Raw genomic sequence first — 15,167 nt, forward strand, 5'->3', positions numbered from 1 at the left:
GGCGGATGTCAGCCCTTGGTGCTGCCCGCCGCCAGCCCCGCGCGCCAGAAGCGCTGGAGGCAGAGGAAGACGATGACGAGGGGGATGATCGTCAGGAGCGAGCCGGTGAGGACCAGGTGGGTGACGACCTCGCCGTCCGCGGTGGCGCCCTGGCTGTTCCACTGGTTCAGGCCCACGGTCAGGGGGAACCAGGAGGGGTCGTTGAGCATGATGAGTGGCAGGAAGTAGTTGTTCCAGGCGCCCACCACTTCCAGGAGGAAGACGGAGACGAGCGCCGGTGACAGCAGCCGCAGTACGACGGTGAAGAACGTACGGAACTCACCCGCGCCGTCGACGCGCGCGGCGTCGAGGATCTCGTTCGGTACGGCCTCATTCGCGTAGCTGAACAGGAGGAAGAGGCCGAATGGGGTGACGAGCAGCGGAATCAGCACCCCCCAGGGAGTGTTCGTCAGCCCCAGCTCGCCGAAGAGGAGGAAGGTCGGCACGGCGAGCGCGGCCCCGGGCACGGCGACGGCTCCCAGCACGACGGCGAGGACGGCCCGGCGGCCGGGGAACTCGAATTTGGCCAGCCCGTATCCGGCGAGCGCCGCCAGGAGGGTCGAACCGGCGGCGCCGACGACGACATAGAGCAGTGTGTTCGCGAACCAGCGGCCGAAGATGCCGCCGTCGTAGGTGAGGACCTCGACGATGTTGTCCCAGAGGGAGAAGTCGCCGCCGAACCACAGCCCGAAGCTGGAGAACAGCTGATCCCGCGACTTGGTCGCGTTGATGACGAGCCAGACCAGGGGCATCAGGCTGTAGAGCAGCGGCAGCGTCATGAGTACGGTCAGGACGACCGAGCGCTGCCGTCGCGGCCCGGGGCGGGTCCCGGCCCCGTACGCCGGGCCGCGTTCCGCCGCGACTCCGCGGCGCCGGGAGGTACGCCGGTCCACGCCGGCCGGCTGTTCGTGGGTGAGCATCAGACGGCCCTCCCCATACCGCGGCGCTGCACCGCGAAGGCGACGATCGCGGTGACGACGCCCATGATCATGGCGACGGTGGCGGCGCTGTTGTACTGCTGTCCGGCGAACGACAGTGTGTAGGCGTACATGTTGGGTGTGAAGTCGGTGCTGATCACGTTGGGCACCATGGATCGCAGGATGTTGGGCTCGTTGAAGAGCTGGAATCCGCCGATCACCGAGAAGACCGTGGCGACGACCAGGGTCGGGCGGATGGCGGGCAGCTTGATGCCGGTGATGATGTGCCAGGTGCCCGCTCCGTCGAGCCTGGCGGCCTCGAACAGCTCCGAGGGAATGGCCTGCAACGCCGCGTAGAAGACGAGCATGTTGTAGCCGACGTAGAGCCACAGGCCGATGTTGCCGATCGACGGCAGGATGAGTGTGCTCGACAGTGGGTCGGGCAGGGCGATGTCGAAGATCTCCTTGAGGTCTCCGACCAGGCCGAACTGCGCTCCGTAGATGTAGCCCCAGAGCAGGGAGGCCACGACGCCCGGCACGGCGTAGGGAAGGAAGATGCCGAGCCTGAAGACCGCGGGAGCGTACAGCCGCGCACTGTCCAGGGCGAGGGCCGCGCCGAGCGCGAACCCCATCATGAGCGGGACCTGGATGAGGAGGAAGAGCCCTACCCGCGCGACGGCGTCCCAGAACCGCGGGTCGCTCAGCTGGTCCCGGTAGTTGTCGAGGCCGACGAACGTGACACCGCCGACGAGCCGTTCCTGGAAGACGCTGAGGCCCGCCGTGTAGACGATCGGGGCGACGACAGCGAGGAGAAACGGCACCGCGAAGGGCAGGACGAAGGCCCATCCGGTCAACCGCCGCTTCAGGGGCCGCCGGACGACCGGCGCCCTGGGCGGCGTTGAGGCCGACCTTTTCTTCATGTGTACTCCAGAGCCGCTGGGATGTGCTGATGCGATGGGCGCCCCGGGGAGGTGACGGCCAACCCGCTCCTCAAATTTATTTCACGCAAGGGTCATCTGGATAGCTTGCGTGATAATTTTTTTCACCAACCCCTACCGGCAGAGGAGCCCCATGAACGTCGGAGCACGTGCCACGCACCTCACCACACTGACCGCCGCCGTCGTCGCCCTGACTCTGAGTGGCGCCCTCACACTGCCCGCACACGCCGCGGGACCCGCGTCCGTCATCGCCAACGACACCGTCTGGACCGACACCGACGGGAACCCCATCCTCGCCCAGGGCGGCAACGTACTCAAGGTCGGCGCGACCTACTACTGGGTGGGCACGAAGCTGGTGAGCGGCCAGCCCAAGCAGGTCAACCTGTACAGCTCCACCGACCTGGAGAACTGGACGTTCAAGGGCCCCATCCTGAGCCAGTCCGGCACCGAGGGCCCCCTGGCCGCCACCGGCAACCTGTGGCTCGGGCGTCCTCAGCTCATCCGCAACCCGACCACCGGGACGTTCGTCCTCGTGGTCGAGGTCACCGACCCCACGACGAAGCGCAACCATGTGCTCTTCGCCACGAGCCCCACCGTCGACGGCACCTACAAGCCGACGGAGGACGGCGCCACCCCGGTCAACGGCACCACGATGGGCGACCATTCGGTCTTCGTCGACGGCTCCCACGCCTATCTCGTCTATGTGGGGGACCAGGGCAGCGACATCAACTCCACGGTCAACGTGGCGCCGCTCGGCACGAACTGGACCACGGTGGAGCCCGCCGTCTGGTCCGAGAGAAACACGGGCCACAAGGAGGCCCCGGGCATCGTGAAGGCCGGCTCGACGTACTACCTGTTCGCCTCCGGCATGGACTGGTGGAACGCCACGCCGACCTCGTACCGGACGAGCAAGGACATGAGCTCCTGGGGCCAGGACTCCTGGAAGTCCGTCGCCACGCAGCCCGCGTCGGACAACTCGTACGGCACGCAGTTCGAGCAGATCATCCCGGTGGTCGGCGCACAGGGGACCTCCTACCTCTACAACGGCGACCGGTACTCGCAGTACTACGAGCCCGGCGCTCACGCACCGGGCGGCATCGGCCGCAACGCCTGGTACCCGCTGACGTTCGAGGGCGGAGTGCCCCGTCTGCACGGCTACACCGACGTCGACGTCGACGCGGCCGCGGGTACGGTCACCGGCAACCCCGTCGCCAACGGCCGCTTCGACCAGGACGTCACCGGCACCAAGATCCCCCAGTGGAAGGTGACGGGCGCGGCTCGCGTGGACGAGTCCACGGTGGGCAACAGCCGTCGCCAGCTCAGCCTGTGGGACGACACGGCCTACTCCGCGTGGGTCGACCAGCAGGTCACCCTTCCCAACGGCTCCTACAAGCTGTCCTTCGACTACCGGACCAGCGGCGGTCAGAACAACGCCTACTTCGAGGTGAAGGACCACGGGTCGTCCGCGGTGCGCACCGACCTCACGACGAAGCAGGAGGCCTGGACGACGAAGACGGTGAACTTCACCGTGACGTCGGGGAGGGCGAACCTCGGCATCTGGGCGGACAGCGCGAAGGACAAGTGGCTCAACATCGACAACGTGTCGGTCCGGCGCGCCGGCTGAGCGATCCGGCCGGGCGGCGGACACGCACACGCACACGCCGAGGTACGCGCGCCGCCTCCCGGCCGTTCCCGCGACGCACTCCCCCCGAGTGCCGACGTCAATTGCTCAGAGAAAGTGAGCAATAGGGGACCGTGTCGGGCGGTGCTCGGGGCACACCTCGGCCCTCATCGGTTCCCAGCATCGGCACGAAACGGGATGATCAGGGCTTGTCGCACCCCGTTTCCCGTGTCCGGGTGTCCCGGTCCGTTGTCAGTCGTCGTGGTTATGGTCCTCGGCAACATCGGTCACAACGGAGCGGAGGAGCGGTGCGGCGTTGGGAGCACGACGGCGAGGGCAGCGACGGCATCGGCGGGCCGCGCCCTCACGTACCCCCGGGCGGGCAGGCGTCCGCCCCCGGCGGCGGTACGTCCCCGGGCACCGCGCACACGGAGCCGGAGAACCTCCAGCGTCCGCCCGCGGAGGTCCGGTACGCCGACGATCTCGCCGCCCTGCGGGCCGCCGACGACGCTCCCCGGCCGCCCGGCTGGGCGCTCAGCCTGCGCGCCGCCCGCCGCTTCATCTGCGGTGACGCCGAGGCGGGTGTCAGCCGCAAGTTCGTCGGCGACATCGCGCTCGTGGAACGGGCCCTGGTCGCGCTGGCCACCAACCGCGGCCTGATGCTGGTCGGGGAGCCCGGCACCGCGAAGTCACTGCTGTCCGAGCTGATCGCCGCCGCCGTCAGCGGTGACTCGACCCTCGTCGTCCAGGGCGGCGCGGCCACCACCGAGGAACACATCAAGTACTCCTGGAACTACGCCCTCCTCGTCTCCGACGGGCCGTCCGACCGCTCGCTGGTCCCGGCACCGGTGCTGCGCGGCATGCGGGACGGCGCGCTGGTGCGCTTCGAGGAGATCACCCGCTGCCCGCTGGAGGTACAGGACACCCTGCTGTCCTTGCTGTCCGAACGGGTCGTGACCATCCCCGAGCTGCCCGGCCCCGGCGGCATGGCCTTCGCCCGTCACGGGTTCAACATCATCGCCACCGCCAACACCCGTGACCGCGGCGTCAACGAGATGAGCGCCGCCCTCAAGCGCCGCTTCAACTTCGAGACCGTGCTGCCCATCGCCGACCATGACACCGAAAGCGCTCTGGTCGAGGCCGAGGCCGCCGCCCTGCTGCGCCGCTCCGGTGTGACCGTGACGCCCGACCCCGAGGTCATGGAGGTCCTCGTCACCACGTTCCGGGACCTCCGCTCGGGCGGCGAGGACGGCAGCGGCGGAGGCGACACGATGACCGCCGTGATGAGCACGGCCGAGGCCGTCTCGGTCGCCCACGCGGTCGGCGTCCGCGGCTGGTACCTGCGCGGCGAACCGGGCAACGCCGCCGACCTGGTCACCTGCCTCGCCGGTACGGCGGCCAAGGACAGCCCGGAGGACCTGGTCCGGCTGCGCCGCTACCTGGAGCAGCGGGCCGTCCACCACGTCGGCCGGGCCTGGCGGCAACTGCACGCGGCCCGGCACCTGCTGGCGGGCTGACATGCCGGCCACCTTCCTCGGCGTACGCCACCACTCGCCCGTCTGCGCGCGGCTCGTCGCCCGGACCATCGCCACGCTGCGTCCCTCGCATGTGCTGATCGAGGGCCCGGCCGACATGAACGACCGGCTCGACGAACTGTTGTTGGGCCACGAGCTGCCCGTCGCCGTGTTCAGCCACTACCGGGACGCGGTGCGTACCACCACGTCGTGGACGCCGTTCTGCGCGTACTCCCCGGAGTGGGTGGCGCTCACCGAGGGCCGGGCGGCGGGCGCCCGGGTCCGCTTCATCGACCTGCCGGCCTGGCACCCGGCGTTCGAGGGACGCTCCAACCGGTACGCGGACGCGGAGGCCCGTTACGTACGGGCGTCCGCCCGGCTCCGCGACAGGTTCGGTGTGGACTGCGCGGACGCCCTGTGGGACCGGCTGTTCGAAGCGGCCGACCCGCCGGACCCGGGCGGCTCACCGGACCCGCAGGATCCGCCGGACCCGGACGGCGAGGACGCCCTCGCCGAACGGCTCGCCCTCTACTTCGACGTGCTGCGCGGCGACGCCGAGGCCGACACGGGAGACCGTGCGCGGGAGGAGTACATGGCCGGATGGGTCCGCGCCTCCCTCGCCGAAGCGGGCGAGCGTCCCGTGCTGGTGGTGACCGGCGGGTTCCACCGGCCGGCGCTGCGCGCCCTCGTCGAGAGGCCCGCGGGCGGGACCTCCGGCCGGCAGGGCGGGCCGGAGGTGCCCCGGCCACCCGCTGACGCCGAGGCCGGAAGCCATCTCGTCCCCTACTCCTTCCACCGGCTCGACGCGTTCACCGGCTACCAGTCCGGCATGCCCTCGCCCGGCTACCACCAGGACCTGTGGGAGAACGGTCCGCGCGCCGCGGGTGACGCCCTGGTCCGGGCGGTCACCGGACGGCTCCGCGCCCGCGGTGTGCACGTTTCCACCGCCGCGCTGATCGGGGCGCGGGCCGCCGCGGGGGCACTCGCCGCGCTGCGCGGGCACACCCGCCCCGCCAGGCTCGACCTCTTCGACGGCCTCGCCGGTGCCCTGCTCGACGAGGCCGTCGACGAACCACTGCCGTGGACCCGGCACGGCCGGCTCCGTTCCGGCACCCATCCGGTGCTCGCCGAACTCGTCGCCGCCGGCCGCGGCGACCGGACAGGCCGCCTGCACCCCGACACCCCGCTGCCCCCGCTGGTACGGGACGTCACCGACCGGCTCGCCGCGCTCGGCCTGGACTTCTCGGGCCCGGTCACCCTGCGGCTGACCGAGACCGCCGGGCGTGAGCGCAGCAGGCTGCTGCACCGGCTGCGGATCCTCGCCGTCCCCGGATACCTCCGTACCCGCGGCCCCGGCCACGGCACCGACCCGGAGTACACCGAGCGCTGGGAGCCGGGCCCCGCCGTCGGCCGGGAGGCCGCCCTCATCGAGGCGGGGAGCCACGGCAGGACCCTGGAGGACGCCTCCGCCGCCGCCCTCGCCGAACGGATACGGGCCGGCGGCTCCGCGCCCGACGCGCTGGCCGGTGTCCTGTTCGACACCGTCGTCTGCGGGGTGACCGGACTGCTCGGCCCGCTGCTCGCCGAACTGCGCGCGGCGGTCGGCCGGTCGGCGGACCCCGGACCGCTCGGGGAAGCGCTGCACACCGCACTCGGCCTGTGGCGGCACGACCGGGTGTACGGGGTCGGCCGCGATCCGCTGCTCGCGGGCTTCGTGGACGCCGCCGCGCACCGGGTGCTGTGGCTGGTCGAAGGGGTGCGGGGCGCCGCCGACGCCGATCTGGGACGGCTGCGCGCCCTGGCCGCCGTCCGCGACGCCCTGCTGCACGCCGCCGACCGGCTCACCCTGGACCAGGACGCGGCCGTCGCCGTCTGCACGCGCGTCAGCGGCGACCGGGAGGCCCCCGCCGACCTGCGGGGCGCCGCGTTCGGCCTGTGCCGCTCCCTGGGAACCGGCGCCGACCCGGCGGCGGCGGTCGCGTCCCTCTCGGGGCCCGCCGTTCTCGGCGACTGGCTGGCCGGTCTGTTCGCTCTCGCCCGGGAGGAACTGACCACCCCCGGCGACGACTCCCGGAGCCTGCTCGCCACCCTCGACACGCTGGTGACCGGCCTGAGCGGGACCGAGTTCCTCGTCGGACTGCCCGCCCTGCGGCAGGCGTTCGCCTATTTCCCGCCCCGGGAACGCCGGCGGATCGCGGACCGGCTCCTCGAACGGCGTGGGCTGCGCGGCTCCGCCCGGTCCCTGCTGCGGACCACCGGCGACCCGCTGCTGCTCGCCCACGCGCGCCAGTTGGAGGACGACGTGCTGCGCACCCTCGACCGGCACGGGCTCGGAGCGGCCCGATGAGCGCGCCCGACCCCGGACTGGAACGCTGGCGGCTGATCCTCGGCAGCCCCGTGGGCGCCTGCACCGGCGCACTCGGCGAAGAGGCCGCGGCCCAGGACGCCGCCCTGGACTGGCTGTACGGACGCGACCCCGAACAGGAGGGCCGCGGCGTACGCCAGGGCCTCGTGCCGCACCACCGGGACGCCCCCTCCTCCCGGGAGGGCGGCCACGGGCCGTCCGTCGTGACGGCCGTCGACTGGCTGGAGGACGTGCACCGGCTCTTCCCCCGCGAGACCGTCGAACGGCTGGAACGCGACGCGGTCGAACGGTACGAGATCCACGAGATCGTCACCGACCCGCGCGTCCTGGAACGGGTCGCCCCCAACCCCACCCTGCTGCGCGCCGTGCTGCGCACCAAGCATCTGATGAACCCCGACGTCCTGCGGGCGGCCCGGCGCATCGTCGACGCCGTCGTCCGGGAACTGCTGGCGAAGCTGACGCCCGAGATCCGCCGTTCCTTCCACGGCACCCGTTCGCGGCGGCCCAGCGCGCTGCCGCGGGCCAGGGACTTCGATCTGCGCGCCACGGTCCGGGCGAACCTGTCCCACTACCGGCCCGAGGAGCGGCGGCTCATCGTCCAGAAGCCGCGGTTCACCTCCCGGACCAGGCCCCATCTCGAACGCCGGCAGCTCATCCTGCTCGTCGACCAGTCCGGATCCATGGCCGGCTCGGTCATCCACTCGGCCGTCACCGCGTCCGCCCTGTGGGGGCTCCCCGGGCTGAGGACGCATCTCGTCGCCTTCGACACCTCGGTGGTGGATCTGACCGACGAGGTCACCGACCCCGTCGAACTGCTCATGCGGGTGCGGCTCGGCGGCGGAACCGACATCGCCCGCGCCGTCGACCACGCCGAGGGGCTCATCGACGCCCCGCGCCGCGCGATCGTGGCCCTCGTCACCGACTTCTACGAGGGCGGCGACCCCGCCCGGCTGGTGCGCACCGTGCAACGGCTGGTCGAACAGGGCACCACCGTGCTGGGCCTGGCCGCGCTCGACGAGGAGGCGAACCCGGCGTACGACCGTGAGACGGCCCAGCGCCTGGCGAACGCCGGAGCGTATGTGGGGGCCATGACCCCTGGTCAGCTCGCCCTGTTCGTCGCGGAGAGGCTCGGCCGATGATCCGCGCCGATCTGATGGCCCTGACTCCGGAGACACTGGCCGCGCTCGCCAACCGCGGCCTGGTGAAGCGGGCCGCCAAGGAGCACGCGGCGGGCGACGGCGCCACTGTCGTCCTCGCTCCGGACGGTACGCTCACCGGCCGTTACCCCGATGGCACCGAGGCGACTCTGCCGCCGGGCGCCGGGCTGGATCTGGGCAGTTGCGCCTGCGCCGCCACCGGGGTCTGCCGCCATCTGATCGGCCTGGTCCTGGCCTGCCAGGAGTCCGCCGCGCCCCCGGAACGGGACCGTCCCGACACTCCGGCCGCCCCCTGGTCGCCCGGGAGCATCGCCGACGACGAGCTGACCACGGCCGTCGGCGCGCGGGCCGTCGCGGCGGCCCGCCGTACCCGGGCCCGCGGCTACACCGCCCGGCTCGTCCACCCCACCGGGGCCGACGACGAGGCCCGCGCCGAACTGCCCACCGCCACTGTGCGGTTCACCGTGCCGGGAGCCCTGGCCTGGGCGCTCACCGACAGCCGCGACGAGCAGCGCGGCGAAGCCGTGGCACTCGCCGTCTGGGCGTTCCGCGAAGCACTGGCCATGGACTCCGAAGACCCTCCGGCCGAGGTGCGCGTCGGCGCTGCCGCTCCGAGCCGGCGGGACGCCGGGGACGCCGCCGCGGCAGCCGTGGAACTCGCCGCCCGGCTGGTGCTGGACGGCGCCGCCCACGCCGGTCCTGCCCTCGGCACCGCCCTGCGGAGCCTCCGGGACGAACTCGCCGAACACGGCCTGCACTGGACCGCCGACGCCCTCGGCGAGCTGTCCGGCCAGCTCGACGCCTACGCCTCGCGCGCCGCCCACCACCACCGCGGACGGCTCGCCGCGCTCCTCACCGAACTCCACGCCAGGCACCGCACCGGCCGCCACGGCGACGGCGGCCCCGGACGTACGCCGATGCGCCAGGCCCGGTTCAGCTCCCTCGGCTGCCGGATCTCCGGCGACCGGACCTCCCGCACCGCCGACGTGTACTTCGGCCACGGCGACACGGGTCTCGTCCTGGTGCTGCGCCACCGCTGGGAGCTGTCCGGGTCCGGCGCCCCGGGGACCGGCCGGACCGTCGGCCCGGCCGGCGCCGTCCTCGCGTCCCGCCGGGTCGCCGGGACCACCCTCGGCCGGCTCTCCCTCTCCCAGGTGGTCACCGAGAACGCCGTCCGCACCGCAGGGCACGCCCTGGTGCTCGGCGCCTCGCGCCAGGTCGCCGCCGGGTGTTCCCCTCTCGGCACCTCCTGGACCGAGCTGCCGGAATCGCTGCTGGTCCGCGATTTCGCCGCGCACGCCCGACGACTGCGCGATCTCCCGCCGCGCCTGGTCCGGCCCCGGGTCGCCGCCGACGACGTCCGTGTCTTCGCGGTGCACGCCGTGGAGGACCTCGGCTACGACCCCGCCGAGCAGAGCCTGACCGCGGTGGTCCATGACGCGTACGGTCACCGGGCCGTGCTCGCGGCGCCGTACAACCCGTACGGCCCCGGCGGGCTGGACGCGCTGGCCGCCGCGCTCGGTGACGCGGCCGAGGACGGGCCCCGCCACGTGAGCGCCTTCGTGACGGGGACCGCGTCCGGCGATCTGCTGCTGGACCCGATCGCCGTCCTGACCCGGACCGGCGTGACCGTGCTCGACCTGGCGCCGGTGAGTGGCCACGCGGGTCCCCCACCAGCCGCCCCTGCCGTCGCCGACCCGATCACCGCCGCGCTGGACGACGCCGTCGACGCCCTTGACGAGACCGCCCACCGGGGCCTGCGCCACCTGGACGGACCGGACCCGCACCGGCTGGAGGACGTCGCGGCGGCCCTGGCGCGAACCGGTCTCGGCGAGGCCGCGGCCCGGGTGGGCGCCGTCGCCGGGGCGCTCACCCGGGGCGAGCCCGAAGCGGCCGTCCCGTACTGGACGGACGCCCATCTCTTTCTCCTCACCGCGGCCTCGCTCCACGGGGCCGCCTCCGCCGGAACGGCGGCACCGGGGCTGTGACCGGCCCGCACGACATCACCCGTACGAAGGAAAGGACGGTCCGCGCCATGCGCCGTTGGGAGTTCGACCAGGGGACCTCTTCGAAGTTCTGGGAAGCGGAGGTCTCGGGCACCGTGGTGACGGTCCGCTACGGACGCACGGGGACACGGGGGCAGGAGCAGGAGAAGGAGTTCGCCGACGCCTCGGCGGCCCAGGCGTACCTGGCCAGAACGATCACGCAGAAGGAACGCAAGGGCTACCAGGAGACGACCGCCGGGGCCCCGGTCGCCACAACGCGGGCCGACGCCGCGCCCACGGCACAACGGCGCCCGGACGAGGACACGTTCCAGCTCCCCACGGCGTGGCGGGACAAGCTGTACCCGCGGCGTGGCGGTGCCCGCCGTCCGCCGTCCGCTCCTGATCCGGAACAGGGCGCCCGTACGCCGGCACTGCTGCGCGACCGCGAGCACTGGACTCCGGCGACGTTCAGCGAACGGACGGACCCGGCGCTGGTCGAGGCCGCGCTGGCACACCTCGACGGCGAACCCGACCCCTTCGGTGCCGCCGTCATCGGCACCATGGCGACCACCGTCGACGTCGGCCTGCCCGCGGTCGTCGACGCGTGGGCCGCCGCTCACGGGCTGCCGTTCGCGGCGTCCGGGGTCATGCATCTGCTGGGTCTTGAGGTCGCCTGGGTGCACCAGGCGGATCCTCGTCTGGTGCGCCTGCGCGACCAGTTGTGGGACCGGTCCTCCGCTCTGTTCTGGGGTGCGGACTCCCCTTCCGAGTACTATGAGCTGACGGACCGAGGGAACACCGCCTCCCTCCTGGCGGGGCCGATCCACCCTTCCGTCGCCGCCGTCGCCGGAACCGAGAGGCCGCTTCACGGCGGACTGCGGGAAGCGTTCGACCGGGTCCGTGAGCTGCTCGCGGACTGCGACGACCGGACGTACGACGAAGCCGTCGCGCGGCTGTCCGGCCATCGCGACGACTTCACCCGCCGGGTCGTGGTGGCCTACCTCGTCCCGACCGAGACCGGCTGGGTCGCCGAGTGCTTCGCCGACTGCTTCGCCAACGCCGTGCCCCTGGCGGCCCATCACGGTCTGCGAGCGTTGCTGCGCTGTCTGCCGCACACGGCCGAGCAGGTCGCGACGCTGGCCGAGCACGACCAAGTGCCCCCGGTTCAGGAGGAGTTCGCGACCGTGGCCGAAGGGGCGGGTGTCGCCGTCGATGAACTGATCATCCAGGGGCTGGAAACGTGGCAACACTCGCCTACCTGGTACCGCAAGCCCACCGAACTGCGTCGCGCGCTACTCGAAGTCCCCACGGACCGGGCGTTGTCCTACTTCGTGGCGCACGCCGGCGAGAAGGACATACGGCCCTACGCCGTCAAGGCCATGGAGCGCTATCCCGTACGCGCCCTGAGGCTGCTGGCCCGCGCGGCGGCGGTGGACGGAGCGGGCTCCGCCGTCCATGCCCTGCTCGTCTCGCACATCGGGGCTCATCCGGATCTGACCGCCGAGCATCTGCCTTCTCTCGACGCGGCGGCCGGTGAGGCCGTCCGGGCCGTCCTCGACGACTCCGGCCGGCTGCCGGACGCCGACGCCGCCTGCCTGCCCGGCCTGCTGGTGAGCCCGCCCTGGACCCGGCCCCGTAAAACCGTCCGGCCGTTGACCGTCACGGGCCTGGCCGCCCCCGAGGAACCCGTCGAGGCGTGGCTGCCCGGGGAACGCGAGGAGTGGGCCGCCACCCCGACCGACTACGTGCCCTGGCCCTGGCCCGATTCCATGAAGTACGACAAGGACCGGCTGCGCAAGGGACGGCTGTCCGACGAAGTGCACAGCGCGGGCTGGTACATGGAACTCCCCGAGGACCGGATCCTGCCGCTGCTCGACGACTGGGCCCCGACCTCCTTCGTCAGCGGGCAGGAGGTCCTGCGGCCGTTCATGGCCAGGTTCGGCCTCACAGCACACACGTTCCTCGCCCGGCTGGCCGCCCGTGAGCCGCAGATCGCCGGGCACCTGCTCCTGCCCTTCGTCAGCGCCGACATCGCCCGGATGATGGCCGACTGGTTGGTGCGGCTCACCACGTCGGCCGCCACGGCACGTTCATGGCTGGACAGGAACGGCCCCCGGGCGGCGGAACTCCTGGTACCGGACGCGGTCGGCCTGACCGGTCCGGCCCGCCGTGCCGCCGAGGCGGCCCTGCGGCACATAGCCCTCCGGCACGGCGACGCCGTGGTGCGCGAGGCCGCCGCCGGCTACGGGCCGAAGGCCGCCGCCGCGGTCGGTCAGTTGCTGGACCACGCCGACCCGCTGACGGACACACTGCCCCGGACCATGCCGCGGGTTCCCGACTGGGCCGATCCCCGGCTGCTGCCGCAGATCGCGGTCCGGGCCGGTGGCGCGCTGCCCTCTGAGGCGACCCGGCACGTGGTCACCATGCTCGCCCTGTCCCAGCCGGGCGTGCACTATCCAGGGCTGGACGTGGCCGAGGAGATCTGCGAGCCCGCGTCCCTCTCCGAGTTCGCGTGGAGCGTGTTCCAGCGCTGGCGCGAGGCCCACATGCCGGCCAAGCAGAGCTGGGCGCTGATGGCGCTGGGCCGGCTCGGCGACGACGAGACCGTACGCCGGCTGACCCCCGTGATCCGCGCCTGGCCCGGAGAGTCGGCGCACCGCCGCGCGGTGAACGGGCTGGACGTGCTGGCCGAAATCGGCAGCGACGTGGCCCTGACCCATCTGCACGGGATCGCGCAGCGGGTGAAGTTCACCGGACTGAAGGGGCACGCCCGGAAGAAGATCGGCGAGGTGGCCGAGGGGCTGGGCCTGACGACCGACCAGCTGGCCGACCGGCTCGTGCCCGACCTGGGCCTCGGACCCGACGGGACCACCGTCATCGACTACGGTACGCGCCGCTTCACCGTCGGCTTCGACGAACTCCTGCGGCCCTACGTCCTGGACGGGGCCGGGAAGCGCCGCAAGGACCTGCCCAAGCCCGGTGCCGCGGACGACACCGGGCTCGCGACCGCCGCGCGCAAGCGCTTCAGCGCGCTGAAGAAGGACGTACGCACCGTCGCGGCCGACCGGATCCAGCGCCTGGAGACCGCCATGGTCCTGGGCGGTACGTGGACGGCGGGCGAGTTCCGCGAGCTGTTCGCGCACCACCCGCTGATGCGTCATATGGCCCGCCGCCTGGTGTGGTCGAGTGTCCACGGGTCCGGCGAACACACCTTCCGGGTCGCCGAGGACGGCACCCTCGCCGACCACGCCGACGACACGTTCGTCCTGTCCGACGACGCGACCGTGCGGATCCCGCACCCGCTGCACCTCGGTGACACGCTTCCGGCCTGGCGGGAGGTCTTCGCGGACTACGAGATCCTCCAGCCGTTCCGCCAGCTCGCCCGGCCGGTCCTCAGCCTCACGCCGGAGGAGGCCGCCGGGTCCAGCCTCCCACGCTTCGAGCGGGCCATGGCCGTCACCGGCACGCTCCTCGGTCTCACCAAGCGCGGCTGGCAGCGTATGGACGTCAGGGACGCGGGCATCTTCGGCGGCGTCTACAAGGTGTGCGGTCCGCATCAGGTGGTGAGCGTGGCGTCCGAAGACGGCTTCAACATCAATGACCTGGACTACGCGGCCCCCGTCCGGCTGACGGACGTCTGGATCGACACATGCTGGAACGACTACGCGAACCATCGGGGCGAGGTCCGCTTCGGCGTGCTCGATCCCCTCGCGGCGTCCGAACTCCTCCTCGACCTGACCGAGGTCCTGGAGGAGAATCCGGGATGACACCGGTCGGACCATGAATCCCGCGACCGCGCGGTGGCCGATCGCGCGGTCGCGGGACTTCCTCAACGCACTCCCCGGCTCAGGACACTACGAGAGCTGGCCGTCGTAGTCCGGGAGCTTGAAGGTGCGTTCGGCGTGGCCGCCGACGACGTCGGTGGTGTTGTTCCCTATGTTGGCGATGATCGTGTAGCCCTTCGCCTCGATCTCGGCTCGCTTCTCCGTCTTGTAGGCGCTGACCTCGTCGAAGAGGTCGGGCAGGTCGCGTACGTACAGTCCGTCGACGGGGTAGCCGGCTTCCTTCAGGTTCCAGTCCGTGAGGGAGTAGATGATGCCGGGACGGGCTGTGATGAAGAAGACGGCCACACCGCGCGAGTCGGCGTAGCGGGCCAGCTCCCGGACGTCCGAGACGGCGGGCGTGGGCAGCTGCCAGAACGGGTGGAAGTGCGTCTCCAGCGCGGTGTTGTCGATGTCCAGGACGATCGCCTGCTTCTCGGTGCCCGCACTCGCGGTGCGGGCCTCGATCCAGGGGCGTGCCTCGGCGACGACGGCGGCGACGTCCCGCTGCCAGACGGTGTAGTCGACACCGGCGACGGAGGCGGTGGCCTCGGTGGTGCGGGCCGCCGGAGCCGTCTCGGCGGCGGTGGCCGAGGTGACGGGGACCGCGACGAGGACGAAGGTGGCGGCGAGTGCCGCAGCGGTGCGCGGGATGGTGGCGCGTGCGTGCATCGGGGCTCTCCTGAATGTGGGGGAAGCTGCCAACGGCTCGTGGACAGTGGTCTGACGAACGAGTTGTCATGCTCGCGTCTCATCATGAATGCCCGGCGACATTCTTACTACTGACCGGTAGCACCTTTGTCCGAAACG

9 protein-coding genes are annotated in these 15,167 nt (G+C 72.2%); 6 read left to right on the forward strand and 3 right to left on the reverse strand.

The genetic code is table 11. The features are described 5' to 3' along the window. Nucleotides 1-8: 8 nt before the first annotated feature. Nucleotides 9-959 carry a carbohydrate ABC transporter permease gene (locus tag ACIOGX_RS01925; protein WP_401909413.1) on the reverse strand — a complete coding sequence of 317 codons (951 nt, stop codon included), beginning with the start codon at nucleotides 957-959 and terminating at the stop codon, nucleotides 9-11. Continuing rightward, nucleotides 959-1,876 carry a carbohydrate ABC transporter permease gene (locus ACIOGX_RS01930; protein ID WP_401758885.1) on the reverse strand — a complete coding sequence of 306 codons (918 nt, stop codon included), beginning with the start codon at nucleotides 1,874-1,876 and terminating at the stop codon, nucleotides 959-961. Before ACIOGX_RS01930 ends, ACIOGX_RS01925 begins: the two co-directional genes overlap by 1 nt. 151 nt (nucleotides 1,877-2,027) lie before the next feature. Between ACIOGX_RS01930 and ACIOGX_RS01935 the strand changes: the two genes are divergently transcribed. The 6 genes from ACIOGX_RS01935 (at nucleotide 2,028) to ACIOGX_RS01960 (ending at nucleotide 14,303) form a co-directional block, all read left to right on the forward strand. Further along, the gene (locus tag ACIOGX_RS01935; RefSeq protein ID WP_401909417.1) at nucleotides 2,028-3,518 is read left to right on the forward strand and encodes a family 43 glycosylhydrolase; all 1,491 of its coding nucleotides are present in this window, start codon (nucleotides 2,028-2,030) and stop codon (nucleotides 3,516-3,518) included. 305 nt (nucleotides 3,519-3,823) lie between these two features. Further along, nucleotides 3,824-5,032 (forward strand): AAA family ATPase, encoded by a 1,209-nt coding sequence (locus ACIOGX_RS01940; RefSeq protein ID WP_401909420.1) that lies wholly within the window; start codon nucleotides 3,824-3,826, stop codon nucleotides 5,030-5,032. A 1-nt stretch (nucleotide 5,033) separates the two neighbouring features. Continuing rightward, a complete protein-coding gene (locus ACIOGX_RS01945; protein WP_401909423.1) occupies nucleotides 5,034-7,376 on the forward strand; it encodes a DUF5682 family protein in 2,343 nt (780 codons plus the stop codon). After that, complete coding sequence (locus tag ACIOGX_RS01950; RefSeq protein WP_401909426.1) at nucleotides 7,373-8,533, forward strand: VWA domain-containing protein; 1,161 nt, start codon at nucleotides 7,373-7,375, stop codon at nucleotides 8,531-8,533. The genes ACIOGX_RS01945 and ACIOGX_RS01950 overlap by 4 nt, the downstream gene beginning before the upstream one ends. Next, complete coding sequence (locus ACIOGX_RS01955; protein ID WP_401909429.1) at nucleotides 8,530-10,539, forward strand: hypothetical protein; 2,010 nt, start codon at nucleotides 8,530-8,532, stop codon at nucleotides 10,537-10,539. Before ACIOGX_RS01950 ends, ACIOGX_RS01955 begins: the two co-directional genes overlap by 4 nt. 47 nt (nucleotides 10,540-10,586) lie before the next feature. Then, entirely contained in the window at nucleotides 10,587-14,303 is a 3,717-nt protein-coding gene (locus ACIOGX_RS01960) for a WGR and DUF4132 domain-containing protein (protein ID WP_401909432.1), read from the forward strand. 87 nt (nucleotides 14,304-14,390) lie between these two features. Here the strand turns inward: ACIOGX_RS01960 and ACIOGX_RS01965 are convergent, their stop codons facing one another. Next, complete coding sequence (locus ACIOGX_RS01965; RefSeq protein WP_401909434.1) at nucleotides 14,391-15,029, reverse strand: HAD family acid phosphatase; 639 nt, start codon at nucleotides 15,027-15,029, stop codon at nucleotides 14,391-14,393. Between the last annotated feature and the right edge of the window lie 138 nt (nucleotides 15,030-15,167).

The sequence above is a fragment of the Streptomyces sp. NPDC088147 genome (assembly GCF_044741565.1).
Taxonomy (GTDB): domain Bacteria; phylum Actinomycetota; class Actinomycetes; order Streptomycetales; family Streptomycetaceae; genus Streptomyces.